Genomic DNA, 14,008 nt, shown 5'->3' with positions numbered 1-14,008 from the left:
CCGCGTCCCGTGCAGGCCATCCGCCGGCAGGCATAACGGGATTGCATGGCTCCCGCCCGGCGCCCACGACGTCAGGCGCTGCGGGCCAACACCCCGGTCAGGTCGTCGCGCAGCCATTCGGCGATCCGGGGCCAGGCATGGGCGTTGGTCCGCGCTCCCATGAACAGGCCGAGGTGATTGGTCGGCTCGGACGCCGCCGCAATGAAGGGCGGCGGCGTGCCGACGAGACCGGCGGTGGCGAGCGCCTGCGCGGCCGGCACGACGTCGTCGTCGAGTCCGGCCAGCACGAAGATCGGCACGTTGACGTCCTTGAGATCGATGGTGCGGCCGAGCGCGACGAATTTGCCGCCGGCAATCCGGTTCTCCCGGAAGATCCAGTTGACGATCTGAAGATAATAAGTGCCCGGCAGATCGAGCGTCTCCGTATTCCAGCGATCGAAACGGGCGAGCAGGGCTGCGCCCTCCTCGTCCGAAATATCCCTCTGCAACGCCGCCTCGATGTCGTCGCGGCTTGGCGCCTTCGACCACAGGCGCAGCATCTCCTCGCCGCTGACATTGCCTCCGCCGCGCGCGACGAGCTGGTCATAAACCAGCTCGGGGGCGTTGCGGGTGAGCCGCGCCAATGACGACTCGATCGAGAGGTCGACCGGGGCCCCGACCAAGACCAGACGCCGCACCTTGGCCGGAAAGCGTGCCGCGTAGAGCAGCGACAGCCAGCCGCCCTGGCACAGGCCGACGAGATCGACTGGCGCACCGATCTCGTCGATGGCGACGTTGAGATCGGAGAGGTAATTGTCGATCGAGAGATAGCGCATGTCAGGCGAAGCTGACCGCCACTCCGTGAGATAGACCCGGTCGATGCCGCTCGCTTGGAGCGACTGCACCACGCTGTGGCCGGGCGCGAAGTCCGCGATCAGGGCCCGGTGCAGCGCATAGGGTGCACAGACCAGAGCCGGCTGGCCGGAGCGCGTCCGCGTGCAATCGCGCAGGCGCATGGTCGCAAGCTCCAACGCCACCGTGTTCGGCGTGGTCCAGGGCAGATTGCTCTCATCCTGCTCCACTGGTGCACCGCGATCGAGCCACCAGAAGCAGGCGTCCATGGCAAGCTGCGCTGCTGCAAACGGCCACAGCAGTGGGTCATCCGGGGCCTGCCCGGGTCCGCGCGGCTGTTTGCTGGTCTTGTCCGCCATAGCTATCTCGATCTCCTCACAGGAACGCTTCGAGGCTGATCACCGAAATGCCGAGCTCCCTGAAACTGCCATGAGCCGCGGCCACGGAGCCATCGAGGTCGATGCCGCGGCAGGCATCCTCGATGACGGCAACCTCGAAGCCTGCCTTGCGGGCGTCCTCCGCCGAGAAGCGAACGCAGAAATCCAGCGCCAGGCCGGCGACGAAGACGGTCTTCAGCTCGCGCTCGCGCAAATATCCGAGCAGGCCCGTCGGCGTCCTCTTGTCGTTCTCGAACAATGCCGAATAGGAATCGATGCCGCGGCGAAAGCCCTTGCGGACCACGAGGTTCGCCCTGTCGACGTTGATCTCCGGGTGGAATTCGGCGCCCGCCGTGCCCTGCACGCAATGCGTCGGCCACAGCACCTGGGTGCCGTAGTCGAGCTCGATGGTCTGGAACGGCTGCTTGCCCGCATGGTTCGGCGCGAACGAGACGTGGTCACTCGGATGCCAGTCCTGGGTCAGCACCACATCGGCGAATTTTTGGGCGATTCGGTTGATGGCGGGGACGACTTTCTCGCCGCCGGGAACGGCGAGCGCTCCACGGGTGCAGAAATCGTTCTGCACGTCGATCACCAGCAGCACGTCGCGGTCGGAAATCTTCATCGTTTCTCATTCCATCTGCGGAGCGATGCGCTAGTCCCGCGCGCGCTCCCTCACTGTCGGCCTTCCCGCGCTGTCGCGCAACCGCTGGCCGGTGCGAAAGGCTGCGCGAATTAGTCAACGGACGGGCTGTCGGGATGCAACGGTTTGATGTCGTCCGTGTTGACTAGCCGCACCCAAGGACGGATTCTGGAAGCCGTTCGCAATTTGCGATCGGAGAAAGCGGAGGAAGCGGTTCCCGCAGCCGGCAAAGCTGTGGCAGCCATATCGCCATGACCATCGGCAAGACAGGACAGATTCTTCTCGCCGATATCGGCGGCACCAATGCGCGCTTCGCGCTGAGCCAGGTCGATTCCAGCGGCCGCGATCCAGCCGGACCAATCGACTATGTGAAGGTCGCCGACTTCCCAACCGTCCGGGAAGCCATCGTCGATGTCCTCGCACGCCGCTCCGGTGGCCAGACGCCTCGACGAGCCGTGCTGGCAGTGGCGGGGCCCGTGACCAACAACCGCTGCGTCATGACCAACAGTCCCTGGGTCATCGACAGCAACGAGCTGCAACCCGCCCTCGGCTTCGACAGCGTCCACGTGCTCAACGATTTCGAGGTGGTGGCCTGGTCCCTTCCCGCCTTGCAGCCTGCCGACCTGATCCCGCTCGGTGGACAGGATGGCCTGCCCGGCGAACCCTTGCTGGTGGTCGGTCCGGGAACCGGCTTTGGCGTGTCCTGTCTGGTCGAGCGCCATGGCGCGCGGCTGGCGGTGGTGACGGAGGCCGGTCACGCGACCCTGCCGGCGGAGAACGAGCGCGAAGAACGCGTGATCGCCTGTCTGCGCAAGCGGCTCGGCCATGTCTCGATCGAGCGCGGCGCGCTCTCGGGTTCCGGCCTGCAAAGTCTCTACGAGGCTCTGGCCGAGGTCGATGGCGCCCAGGTGCCGCATCGTGATCCCGCCGCCATCACCAAAGCCGCGCTGGAGGGCAGCTGCCCGATCAGCCGCGCGACGCTCGACATGTTCTGCGCCATCCTCGGCTCGGTCGCCGGCAATCTCGCGGTGACCTTTGGCGCCCGCGGCGGTGTCTATATTGCCGGTGGAATCGCGCCGCGCTTTCCGGAATTCCTCGCGGCCTCCGCCTTCCGCGTACGCTTCGAGGCCAAGGGACGCTTCCAGGATTACTTGCGCAACATTCCAACCCGGCTGGTCATCAAGCCGGATGCGAGCTTCGTCGGGCTCAACATGTTCGCCGAGCACAATGCGACTTGAGCGACGGCGTCAGTTCCTACCGGTTCCATGATTCACAACTGATTAAGGTGTCCGCGCGATTCCACGCAGGATCTGCTTGCCTGGTTGTTCCCGATGCGAAACAATCCTGCCCTGTGTGTGGCGTAGTTGCGAGGGGCGTGACATGCGTAAGCAGGATTTGGGTTTCGAATATCACCGCTATCACCGCCTGCTGACCGAGGCGGATAACGACGACAAGCGACTGGCCTTGATCGAGCTCTTGATCGAGGAGAAGGCGAAGGACCGGCTGGCGGCCCAGCGCGCCTCGGATCGCGCCGCCATGACGGCACAGACCATTGCTACAGTGTTGAAGAACGGCCGATACCGCGACCTCGCGCTCATCACGCGCGGTCCGATCGATGCACTCAGTACGGCATCTTTACCGTCCCCCAGTACAGCATCTTCGCCGTCGCTCAGTGCGGGGTCTTCACCGGTGCTTCCGGAAACATCGAATCGATCATTGCCTTGAGCTGATCCATGGCGATCGGCTTGCGCAGGATGGGCCTGCGCCGCAGCAAGGACGGCAGCAACTCCGGGCCGTAGCCCGTGGCGAACAGGAACGGCTTGCCGCGGCGCTCGATCAGGTCGGCGACGGGGTCGACATAGACGCCCATCAGATTGATGTCGAGGATGGCCAGATCGTATTGCGCGGTCATGGCGAAGGCGCTGGCGTCGCGCACATTGTCCGCTTCCGCGACGACGTGGTGGCCGAGTTCCTCCACCATGTCGGCCATCATCATCCGGATCAACGCCTCGTCTTCGACCAGGAAAACGGAGAGTCCGTCCGCCATATCAACCCCACAGTCAGCCTTACCAAGCTAACCATACCCGAATTGCGGAGAGGATACACGATTTCGTGGCGAGCTCCGTTAATTCAGACGCGGCCGATCCGATTCAACTTGATCAATCCAACCCGCGCTCGTGGCTCAGGCGCACCATCTCCTGGATGAAGACCTGCTTCTGCTTGTCGTCGAGGCTCGAAAAGAGCGGCTCGGCCGCGTCGGCGACGTTGCGCTGGTCTGCAGCCCGGTCAATCAGGAACTGCGACTCATTGCGCATCTGTTCGATGATGTCGTCGGGCGGATCGCGCTTGGCGCGGGCAACCCGCAGGTTGAGCCGCTCCGCACCATTGTGTCCCAGGTAGTGCATCGCGCTTGAGAAGCCGTACCAGTGCTTCTCCTGATCGGGCGTGAGGTTCAGCTCGGTCTTGATCCTCTCGATATAGGCATCGCTGTTGGCGACGATCTGCTCCGCGGTCTGCTGCGGTGCGCCGGGCTGGGTCAGGACCGTGACGCCCTGATTATCCTTATTGTCCTTGCTGTCCTTATTATCTTTGCCGCCCGGCGGGGCGTTCTTGGCTTCCTTGGTCGCTTTGGTGCCCTTGCTTGCCTTGGCGCTCTTGGCATCCTTGTCCTTGCCAGGCTGCTTGGAGTCCTTCGCATCCTTACCGGCCTCCCTGTTGGGCTCCTTGGGCGGCGGTGCCTGGTTGGGATTGTTGCCAACGCCCAGCACGCCGGTGAAAACGCCGACCACGCCGCCGATGGCGCCACCGAGCACGCCGCCGACCGGACCTGCCGCCTTGTTTCCTGCCGCCGCCCCCTCCTGAACGCCTTTGACCAGACCTTGGGCATTCGCCACCGCGGCCGTGCCGAGCAGCAGCGCGAGCACCGATCCCAGCGCAAACCATCGTCGCAGGTGAAGCCGCGCTCGCAGCGCCGGTTTGATCATTCTCGTCTCCATCGTCGATCAGCGTGTCTGACGGGCGAGCCCGCCCAAGTACAACTCTCGAGTACAACTCTCGAGTTCAATTCTACCGTTTCGGCCGCGCCGAGGTCCAGACGCAGCCGATTGCCGTCCACGCCCGAAAACTCTTTCACGCGAAGCGGTTATGCAGGCTTATTTGAAACTGCGGCGTAATTGCGCACGGATCGCTCGCGGACTCGTTTGCGCAAGGTGTGCATCGCAAAATGAACCTCGCATCGACGTGCAACGGATGATCCGGACATGCGATCGTGACGGGGCCGAGCACGACATTAGTTTGAGAAAGAAGCCGTTCGGCTTTCTCGACAGATGCGATCAATCATGATCTGATCGCGCTACCAATTTGCTGCCGCTTGCGTGAATTGCCCTCGCAGGCCGGCGGCACCAATAAGAAAATCGAACAATAAAAACTCGAAAAGAAAGTCTCAGAGGAAACTCCAACAACAAGCACCCAGGCGAGGAAATGAGATGTCACGCAAGACACTGACTCGACGTCAATTTGTGGCTGCCACTGCAATGTCCTCCGCGGCGCTGATCTCAGCGCCCTATGTCCGGGGCGCCTACGCCGCCGGCAAGCTCTCGATAGGCTTCTGGGACCATTGGGTCCCCGGCGCGAACAAGGCCTCCACCGACCTCGTCAACGAATGGGCCGCCAAGGAGAAGGTCGAAGTCTCCATCGACTACATCACCAGCAACAACAAAAAGCTCGAGCTGACCGTCGCCGCCGAAGCGCAGGCGAAATCCGGTCACGACATTCTGCAGATGCCGACCTGGTGGCCGCACGCCTATGCAGACCAGCTCGAGCCGGTCACCGACATCATGGGGCCGATCATCAAGCAGAACGGCGAGGTGAACGGCACCACCAAATATCTCGGCCAGGCCGGCGGCAAATGGCTTGCGGTTCCTGCCACCGTCGGCAGCCAGATCAAGGGCCCCTGCTCGCGCATCGACCTGATGAAGAAGCATGCCGGCATCGACGTCCAGGAGATGTATCCGGCGGGCAGCACGCCCAAGGACGAGAACTGGACGATGGACACCTTCCTCAAGGCCGCCGAAGCCTGCAACAAGGCCGGCGTCCCGTTCGGGATCGGCCTCGGCGAGACCACCGATAGCGTCGACACCGCCGGCGCGATCTTCCAGTCATTCGGCGCCGAGCTCGTGAACGCCAAGGGCGACATCACCGTGAAGACCGACGCCGTGCGTCAGGCGCTCGAGTTCTACAAGAAGCTGATCGCGGTGCTGCCGGCGGACGCTGCCTCCTGGGATGACGCGTCCAACAACAAATGGCTGATCTCCGGCCGCGGCGCACTGATCCTGAATCCGCCGAGCTCTTGGGCGGTTGCCAAACGCGACGCACCACAAGTCGCTGAGCAATGCTGGACCCACGGCATGCCGGCCGGTCCGAAGGGCCGCTTCGCACCGTTCCTGCCGTATTTCTGGGGCGTCTGGGCCTTCGGCAAGAACAAGGAAGCCGCCAAGAGCCTGCTGACCCATCTGTCGCAGCCCTCGTCGATCGAAAAGTTCGTCGCGGCGAGCGGCGGCTACGACCTCCCGGCTTTCGCAAACATGACGAAGCTGAAGACGTGGGCCGAGGAAGGGCCGCCGAAGGGCACGCTCTACAGCTATCCCGACCCGCATGGCCGCCAGACGATGTCGATCGCGGCCTCGCCGGCTCCTCCGAAGATCGCACAGCAGATCTACAGCCAGGCGACGCTGACCAAGCTGGCGCTGCGGTATGCGCGCGGCGAGACGATGGAGCAGGCGCTCGCCTGGGCCGAGGGTGAGTGCGAAGGCTTCATGCGGAGCTGATGCCGGTGGACCACGGCGGCTCGCGCGCTTGCGCGTGAGCCGCCGACCATCCGACCGTTCCATCCTCTTTCGAGAGAAGCCGACCGATATGGCCGGCTTGCATTGAACCTTCCGCAGGAAAGTCTGACCATGGCCGATGTCGTCGTTGAGCAAGCTCGCTCCGTCCGCGCCGCAAGCTCGCGCAAACGAACCAGCCTTCGCAATGTTCTCGGGCGGAAATCGACGGTGGCGTTCCTGCTGACGCTGCCGCTGATTTTGCTGATTGCCTCGCTCGTGCTCTATCCGGCGTTCTACTCCGTGCATCTGGCGACGCTGAACAAGTCGATGCAGAAGTTCGTCGGCTTGAGCAATTTCACCTTCCTGTTCAAGCGCGACACGTTCTGGATGGTCGTGAGGCAGTCCTGCATCTTCGCCATCACCGCGGTGTTCTTCAAAGCGCTGCTGGGCTTCATCGTCGCTCATTTCGTGCACAATTTGCCGGCCAAAGGCCAACGCAAATGGCGCGGCATGCTGCTGGTGCCGTGGGTGATCCCGCCCGCGATGAGCACTTTGGCTTGGCTATGGCTGTTCGACCCCTCCTACAGCGCCTTCAACTACACGCTGTCGTTCTTCGGCATCGGCCCGATTCCCTGGCTCGGCGACACCTTCTGGGCGCGCTTCTCGGTCATCCTCGTCAACGTCTGGTACGGCGCACCCTTCTTCATGATCATGTATCTGGCGGCGCTGAAATCGGTGCCGGACCAGCTCTATGAGGCGGCCGCCATCGACGGCGCCAATTGGTGGCAGCGGATCTGGTACGTGACGCTGCCGATGATGCGCAACATCATTGCCATCACCACGCTGTTCTCGCTGATCGTCACCTTCGCCAATTTCGACATCGTGCGAATCCTGACCTCGGGCGGCCCGCTGGACTCCACGCACATATTCGCCACCTGGGCGTTCCAGGTCGGCATTCAAAGCAGCGACATTCCGCTCGGAGCCTGCGTCTCGCTGTTCATGGTGCCAATCCTCGCAGTCGCGGCAATCTTCATTCTGCGCGATGTCAGCAAACGTGGGAACGAAGCCTGATGAGCACGCTCGCAATCGACAAAAGCGGCCCCACGCGGAAGGTCAAATACCGCAGCATGAGCCGGGATCGCGCCTGGGCACTGCGCTGGTCGTACTTCTTCCTGGTGCTGTTCGCGATCTTCTCGCTGACCCCGCCGATCTACATGCTGATCACCTCGCTCAAGAGCAGCGCGGAGATTTCGGCGGCGACCAATCCCTGGTGGGTGTTCAATCCCACCCTGTCGAACTACGTGGAGCTTTTGACCTCCAACCAGTTTCTGCGCTTCTTCTGGAATTCCGCCATCGTCTCCATCGTCGTCGTGATCGTGACGATGCTAATCAGCATTCCCGCGGCGTTCGCGCTGGCGCGGATGAAGTTCTGGGGGTCGACGACGCTCGCGACCGGCGTCTTCCTGACCTACCTGGTCCCCGACAGCCTGTTGTTCATTCCGCTGTTCAAGATGCTGGCGGTTGTCCAGGACGTGACCGGCATTACGCTGCTCAACAAATGGTACGTGCTGCTGTTCATCTATCCGACGCTGACGGTGCCGTTCTGCACCTGGATCATGATCGGCTATTTCGCCTCGATCCCGAAAGAGCTCGACGAGGCCGCCCTCATCGACGGCGCCTCCTGGCTGCAGACGCTGACGCGGATCTTCATCCCCGTCGCCCTGCCCGGGCTGATCGCCGCGACCATCTTCGCCTTCACCGTCTCCTGGGCGCAGTTCCTCTATCCCCTGGTGTTCACGACGTCGGTGGATCAGCTGGTGCTGCCGGTCGGCATCACCACCACGCTGATCAAGGGCGACGTCTTCAACTGGGGGCAGATCATGACCGGCGCATTGCTCGGCGCCGCGCCGCCGCTGATCATCTACGCGTTCCTGATGGACTACTACATTGCCGGCCTGACCGCCGGTGCGACAAAGGGTTGATGTCTCATGGCTGACGTTGCTTTGCGGAAGGTAGTTAAGCGTTACGACGATGTCGAAGCCGTGCGCGGCATCGACCTCGACATCGCCGATCATGAGTTCATCGTACTGGTCGGCCCCTCCGGGTGCGGCAAGTCGACGACGCTGCGCATGATCGCCGGCCTCGAGGACATCAGCGACGGCGACATCATGATCGGCGGCGACATCGTCAACGACGTGCCGCCGAAGGACCGCGACATCGCCATGGTGTTCCAGAACTACGCGCTCTATCCGCACATGACGGTCGCGGAGAACATGTCGTTCGGCCTGCGCCTGAAGCACTATCCCAAGGCCGAGATCAAGGCGCGGGTGACCGAGGCCGCCCGCCTTCTCGACATCACCGACCTGATCGACCGCAAGCCGAAGCAGCTCTCCGGCGGCCAGCGCCAGCGCGTCGCCATGGGCCGGGCCATCGTGCGCAATCCAAAGGTCTTCCTGTTCGACGAGCCGCTGTCCAATCTCGACGCGAAACTCCGCGTGCAGATGCGGATCGAGATCAAGAAGGTGCACCAGAAGGTGCGCACCACCACGGTCTACGTCACCCACGACCAGGTCGAGGCCATGACCTTGGCCGACCGCGTCGTGGTCATGAACAAGGGCAAGATCGAGCAGATCGGCACGCCGAACGAGCTCTACCACAAGCCTGCGACGCGTTTCGTCGCGGGCTTCATCGGCTCGCCCGCGATGAACTTCATCCCGTGCCGGCTCGAAGATGTCGGCGGCACGCTCCAGATCCGCCTGACCGACCGCATCGCCTTTCCGCTGCCGCCGGCCCGCGCCGCGCGCTACAACGCGCTGCCGCGCACCGAGAAGCTGCTGCTGGGCCTTCGCCCCGAGCATCTCACCGAGGCGCATGCGCATCTCGAACCCGGCGTCGAGACCTTCGAGACCGTGCTCGACGTCACCGAGCCAATGGGGATGGAGACGCTGGTCTATTTCGGGCTCGAGGGCACGCCGATCTGCGGTCGCGTCAATCCCAATGCCGGCGCCAAGGACGGAGCACCCATGCGTTTGGCGATGGACCTCAACAACATGCACCTGCTAAACGAGGCGTCCGGCCTCGTGTTATGAGGGTCGGACAAGAAACTCGCGCAGGCAGGGGACGATGGCGACCAACAAGAATAAGATTTTCGTTACGCAAACTTTGTCGCAAGGGGCGCGCGCCCTCCTTACCCAGCGCGACGATATCGAGCTCGTCGAATTCGCGAACCTGATCTCGGCCAAGGATTTCGAGGCCCTGCTGAAGAGCCACGCTCCCGTCCATGGCGTGGCGCTGGGTGCCACGGCCTTCGGCGAGACCGAGCTCGAAGCCTCAAGAGACATGAAGGTGGTGACCCGCATCGGCGTCGGCTACGACGCCGTCGACGTGCCTGCCCTGTCCCGCCGCAAGGTGCCGCTGATGGTCGCGGGCAGCGCCAACTCGCCCTCGGTCGCCGAGCAGGCGCTGTTCATGATGCTGACGCTGGCCAAGCGCGCCAACGAGATGCACGCCTGCGTCAAGGACGGCCAGTGGGCCAATCGCCTCGGCATGCTGCCGTTCGATCTCTACGGCAAGACCGTGCTGATCATCGGCTTCGGCCGCATCGGCAGCCGTACCGCCAAGCGCTGCCTGGCGATGGAAATGAACGTCCAGGTCTACGATCCCTACAAACCCGCCGCCGACATCAAGGCGGCCGGCTGCGAGCCCGTCGCCGATCTCGACGCCGCGTTGCCGAATGCCGATTTCGTCACCATCCACTGCCCGAAGACGCCGGAAACCGTCGGCCTGTTCGATGCGGCGCGTATCGGCCGGATGAAGCCGGGGTCCTATCTCATCAACACCGCGCGCGGCGGCATCGTGAAGGAAGGTGCGCTGTACGACGCCCTCACCTCCGGAAAGCTCGCCGGCGCCGGTATCGACGTGTTCGAGGTCGAGCCGCCGCCAATCAGCAACGCACTGTTCGCGCTGCCCAACGTCATCATGGCTCCGCATGTCGCCGGCGTTACCGTCGAGGCAGTGAGCCGCATGAGCGAGCAGACTGCGCGCAACATCCTCAGTGTGCTGGACGGCGATCCGATCCGGCAGAACATCATCAATCAGGACGTGCTGGGCTGACGAGCCAGGGCCGGCGGCCGGGGCTCGATGAGTATCCACGCCTTCGGAAGGCCAGAAAGCGTCCCATTTTGGTGCAGATCGGGCCCCAACTCAGCCTTAATCAAGCGCGCGTAATGGTGTCGGAAACGCGGCGGCAGGGGGACAGACTGGCCGGCGCGTCGAGCTGGAGGATGAACCTTGTCAGAGATCGATCCGACCGACCAAACGCTGGCGACCATCGCCAGCATCCTGGAGAACCCCGAGCCCGTCCTCGTCATTCGCAAGACCGAGACCGAGATCGTGGTCGCCGGAGAGCGCGAGCACACGGACGCAGACGATCGGCAGGTCGTCGACGCGGTGGCTGAAGAGCATCCGTCGGTCGAAGAGCATGCATCGGTTGACGAGCATCCATTGGTCGAGGAGCAGCCGCTGGTGCCGGAGCACACCGACGCCGACGGCTACAGCAAGGTCGGCCCCGGCCCGATGGTGGCGATCCGGCTGAAATGGACGGTCCATCGCGGCGACGACGACCAGTTCTACGTCCACGAGACCATCGGCGAGCAATCCGCCCCCGTGATCAGCGGCCCGATGACGAGCGAGGCCGCCGTGCGCTTCGTCGACGAGCGCGAGGACGAGGCACACCGTCGCTTCGAAGAGCTGCGCAGCGAGATCGCCGGCCGCAGCTCGCTCGCCGATTACGAGCGCAAGGGCGAAGCGTAGGCCTGAGCGCACGCCTCGTCCTTCGAGACGACCGCTTCGCGGTCTCCTCAGGATGAGGCTAAGCAGCCTCGGTGCTCGTTCGAACTAGCGCACACTGGGTCCTCATCCTGAGGGCCCGCCAACGGCGGGCGTCTCGAAGGATGGCCGCAGGCAGATCTCCTCGACATGCGATCGCCCTGCCCACTGGGGCGAGTGAACATCGAACCCGCCGCTACTTCCTTCCCAAAAAGTCCTTCTTCACCAGCTCGACGCCGGCGTGCCGCAAGAGGTCGTAGGCCGTCGTCACGTGAAAGAAGAACTGGGGGACGCTGAAGGTCAGCAGCAGCGTCCGCCCGGTGAAGGGCAGCTCGGTGCCGTTCTTCAGCCTGAAGAAAACATTGCGTTCGGCCGACGCGTCGATCTCGGCGCGCGGCAGGCTCTCGATGAACTCGATCGACGTCGCGATGCGCGCCTGAAGTCCGGCCATGTCGTGCTCGAGCACCGGCAGCACCACCGGCTCGCGCTCGGCCAGCAAGGCCGGAGCGACCGTGGCATGGCGGCAGGCCTCGCCGACCTGCTGCGCCAGATCGTACATGTTCGGCGCCATGCGCATGCCGAGCAGGACCGCCGGGTTGAACTTACGGGTCTCGGCATAGGCGACGCTCTTGTCGAGTAGCGCCGACAGATTTTGCAAATACGGCACGAAGAGGCCCACCGAAGCCTCGTACATCGAAATCGTCATCTCTGAATTTCCTTCACTTCCACCTCGCCAGCGACGAGCATCTGGTCTAAATCCACACTCAAGAGCTGCACAATGACAGCTCGGGCATGGGTGGAAAAGAGATGATCGTTCGAATCTGCACCGCTTTGGCCGTGACGTTGCTGGTGAATGTCTCGGCGCTGGCACAGCAGGCATCGCCCTCGCGCCTCGACGAGATCGTCAAGCGCGGCACCTTGCGCGTCGGCATGACCGGCGACTACAAGCCCTTCTCCTATCTGGACAAGACCACGCAGCAGTTCAGCGGCTTCGACGTCGACATGGCGCAGTCGCTCGGCAAGGCGCTCGGCGTCAAGGTCGAATTCGTGCCGACGGCCTGGCCGAAGCTGATGAAGGATTTCGAGGCCGACCAGTTCGACATCGCCATGGGCGGCGTCTCGGTCACGCTCGATAGGCAGAAGAAGGGCTTTTTCTCCACGCCGATCATGCGCGAGGGCAAGACGCCGATCGCGCGCTGCGCCGACGTCGGCAAGTACCAGAGCATCCCCGACATCGACAAGAAGGGCACCCGGATCATCGTCAATCCCGGCGGCACCAACGAGCGCTTCGCGCGTGCCAACATCAAGGAGGCCGAGATCACCGTATTTCCCGACAACACCGTGATCTTCGACGAGATCGCCAAGGGCAACGCCGATCTGATGATGACGGACTCTTCCGAGACGCGCTACCAGCAGAAGCAGCACGCCGGCGTGCTCTGCGCGGTGCATCCCGAAAAACCGTTCGACTTCTCCGAGAAGGCCTATTGGCTCCAGCGCGACATGGCGCTGAAAGCCTTCGTCGACCAGTGGCTGCACATCTCCATGGAAGACGGCAGTTACAAGAAGATCTATGCAGCGTGGTTCGACTAGCAATGCGAAGGGAATTGGCGGTCGCGATCGTGCTCGGGATCAGCGGCGTCCACGGTGCGCTGGCGCAGACGACGTTCACGCCCGCCACCGGGCCGTCCTGCAAGGACGAGTCGACGGACGAGCTCGGTCTGTGGACCTGTCCGGGTCCGGCCGGCTACGTGGTGAGCTTTGCCGACGAAGGCAACATCGTATCGATCACGATTGCGCCTCGGAGCGCGATCGAGAAGGTGTCCGGACCGACTGCGCAATGGCGCGGTGCCGGCAAGTCGTTTGGCGAAAAGGTCCAATGGATCATGCGAGGCGGTGTCCCAAGGGCCGCGGTGATCCGTACCTGGCGAACGGTCGACGATGCGAAGGAGCTCCAGGAGCTCTCCGTGTTCGCGATCAGCGGCGCAAAAGCCTGCCTCGTCGGTTCGGTCGATGTTCATGCCGATAAGGCCAACGACGCAGCGCTTGCCCGCGCCCAACAGGCGGCCGATGCGGGTTGTCCGCGGAAGTAGACGCGGCGCGCTGAATCTTCGCCGGTCAGGCGCGCCATATTGAAGCGCGGCCGCCCCACCCAACTCCGGGCCGAGTTCGGCGTTATTGAACCAAGGTCGGCGCGCGCACGACTCATACCGAGGACAGTGATCTAGATCACTTTCGAAGATTGAACCGGGGCGTAAGCGTCGGTTCGGGGACTATCTGATCAGGAGATGGAAATGAGGAAGCTGGTGGCCGCGGCCGCATTCCTTTTGGCGAGCACAGCTGCTCAAGCCCAGTACACTTTCGAATATGGCGGGCGCACCATCCGCATCGATCCGGACCGCGGCACGGTGCAGATTCCCGGCGTGTACGACAACACCGGCCAAGGCAAGGCCAAGAAGGCCAAGAAGAACGAGCAGGCGCCGCAGCAGGCCACGGCCGATCCGCAAGCG

General features: G+C 63.4%; 14 protein-coding genes and 2 pseudogenes. 11 read left to right on the top strand and 5 right to left on the bottom strand.

What is annotated here, in order from left to right; translation table 11 throughout:
* Nucleotides 1–71 precede the first annotated feature (71 nt).
* Together SE91_RS14645 and pncA are read right to left on the bottom strand one after the other, a co-directional pair.
* Complete coding sequence (locus tag SE91_RS14645; RefSeq protein ID WP_061848070.1) at nt 72–1,190, bottom strand: alpha/beta fold hydrolase; 1,119 nt, start codon at nt 1,188–1,190, stop codon at nt 72–74.
* A gap of 16 nt (nt 1,191–1,206) precedes the next feature.
* Nucleotides 1,207–1,833 (bottom strand): bifunctional nicotinamidase/pyrazinamidase, encoded by a 627-nt coding sequence (gene pncA, locus SE91_RS14640; RefSeq protein ID WP_061848069.1) that lies wholly within the window; start codon nt 1,831–1,833, stop codon nt 1,207–1,209.
* A gap of 269 nt (nt 1,834–2,102) precedes the next feature.
* Here pncA and glk point away from each other — a divergent pair, with 269 nt between their 5' ends.
* A complete protein-coding gene (glk, locus tag SE91_RS14635; protein ID WP_061848068.1) occupies nt 2,103–3,089 on the top strand; it encodes a glucokinase in 987 nt (328 codons plus the stop codon).
* Nucleotides 3,090–3,231: 142 nt separating this feature from the next.
* Nucleotides 3,232–3,429: pseudogene (locus SE91_RS35340) on the top strand (hypothetical protein); the annotation flags it as partial.
* 91 nt (nt 3,430–3,520) lie between these two features.
* Here the strand turns inward: SE91_RS35340 and SE91_RS14630 are convergent.
* Complete coding sequence (locus SE91_RS14630; protein WP_061848067.1) at nt 3,521–3,898, bottom strand: response regulator; 378 nt, start codon at nt 3,896–3,898, stop codon at nt 3,521–3,523.
* Between the two features lie 112 nt (nt 3,899–4,010).
* The gene (locus tag SE91_RS14625; RefSeq protein WP_061848066.1) at nt 4,011–4,835 is read right to left on the bottom strand and encodes a Spy/CpxP family protein refolding chaperone; all 825 of its coding nucleotides are present in this window, start codon (nt 4,833–4,835) and stop codon (nt 4,011–4,013) included.
* Between the two features lie 501 nt (nt 4,836–5,336).
* On the opposite strand from SE91_RS14625, the gene SE91_RS14620 reads away from it, so the two are divergent.
* The 6 genes from SE91_RS14620 (at nt 5,337) to SE91_RS37060 (ending at nt 11,486) form a co-directional block, all read left to right on the top strand.
* Nucleotides 5,337–6,677 carry an ABC transporter substrate-binding protein gene (locus SE91_RS14620; RefSeq protein WP_060736084.1) on the top strand — a complete coding sequence of 447 codons (1,341 nt, stop codon included), beginning with the start codon at nt 5,337–5,339 and terminating at the stop codon, nt 6,675–6,677.
* 129 nt (nt 6,678–6,806) lie between these two features.
* Nucleotides 6,807–7,745: a carbohydrate ABC transporter permease gene (locus tag SE91_RS14615; RefSeq protein WP_060736085.1), complete on the top strand. Its 939-nt coding sequence runs from the start codon at nt 6,807–6,809 to the stop codon at nt 7,743–7,745.
* Entirely contained in the window at nt 7,745–8,656 is a 912-nt protein-coding gene (locus SE91_RS14610; protein ID WP_060736086.1) for a carbohydrate ABC transporter permease, read from the top strand. The genes SE91_RS14615 and SE91_RS14610 overlap by 1 nt, the downstream gene beginning before the upstream one ends.
* A gap of 6 nt (nt 8,657–8,662) precedes the next feature.
* On the top strand, nt 8,663–9,763 hold the full coding sequence (locus tag SE91_RS14605; protein ID WP_061848065.1) for an ABC transporter ATP-binding protein: 1,101 nt from the start codon (nt 8,663–8,665) through the stop codon (nt 9,761–9,763).
* A gap of 34 nt (nt 9,764–9,797) precedes the next feature.
* The gene (locus SE91_RS14600; RefSeq protein WP_061848064.1) at nt 9,798–10,787 is read left to right on the top strand and encodes a hydroxyacid dehydrogenase; all 990 of its coding nucleotides are present in this window, start codon (nt 9,798–9,800) and stop codon (nt 10,785–10,787) included.
* Nucleotides 10,788–10,964: 177 nt separating this feature from the next.
* Nucleotides 10,965–11,486, top strand: a complete 522-nt coding sequence (locus tag SE91_RS37060; RefSeq protein ID WP_061848063.1) for a hypothetical protein — start codon at nt 10,965–10,967, stop codon at nt 11,484–11,486.
* Between the two features lie 211 nt (nt 11,487–11,697).
* Here SE91_RS37060 and SE91_RS14590 read toward each other — a convergent pair whose 3' ends face one another.
* On the bottom strand, nt 11,698–12,195 hold the full coding sequence (locus SE91_RS14590) for a DUF1993 domain-containing protein (RefSeq protein ID WP_061848062.1): 498 nt from the start codon (nt 12,193–12,195) through the stop codon (nt 11,698–11,700).
* A 113-nt stretch (nt 12,196–12,308) separates the two neighbouring features.
* On the opposite strand from SE91_RS14590, the gene SE91_RS14585 reads away from it, so the two are divergent.
* The 3 genes and pseudogenes from SE91_RS14585 to SE91_RS14575 form a co-directional block, all read left to right on the top strand.
* Nucleotides 12,309–13,091: a transporter substrate-binding domain-containing protein gene (locus tag SE91_RS14585; protein WP_061848061.1), complete on the top strand. Its 783-nt coding sequence runs from the start codon at nt 12,309–12,311 to the stop codon at nt 13,089–13,091.
* A 2-nt stretch (nt 13,092–13,093) separates the two neighbouring features.
* Entirely contained in the window at nt 13,094–13,591 is a 498-nt protein-coding gene (locus tag SE91_RS14580) for a hypothetical protein (protein WP_063921299.1), read from the top strand.
* Between the two features lie 201 nt (nt 13,592–13,792).
* Nucleotides 13,793–14,008 (top strand): annotated as a pseudogene (locus tag SE91_RS14575) (DUF2147 domain-containing protein); the annotation flags it as partial.

This window comes from Bradyrhizobium sp. DOA1, assembly GCF_001593325.1.
In the GTDB taxonomy this organism is placed as follows: domain Bacteria; phylum Pseudomonadota; class Alphaproteobacteria; order Rhizobiales; family Xanthobacteraceae; genus Bradyrhizobium.
This window is presented reverse-complemented; position numbering and strand designations above follow the sequence as displayed.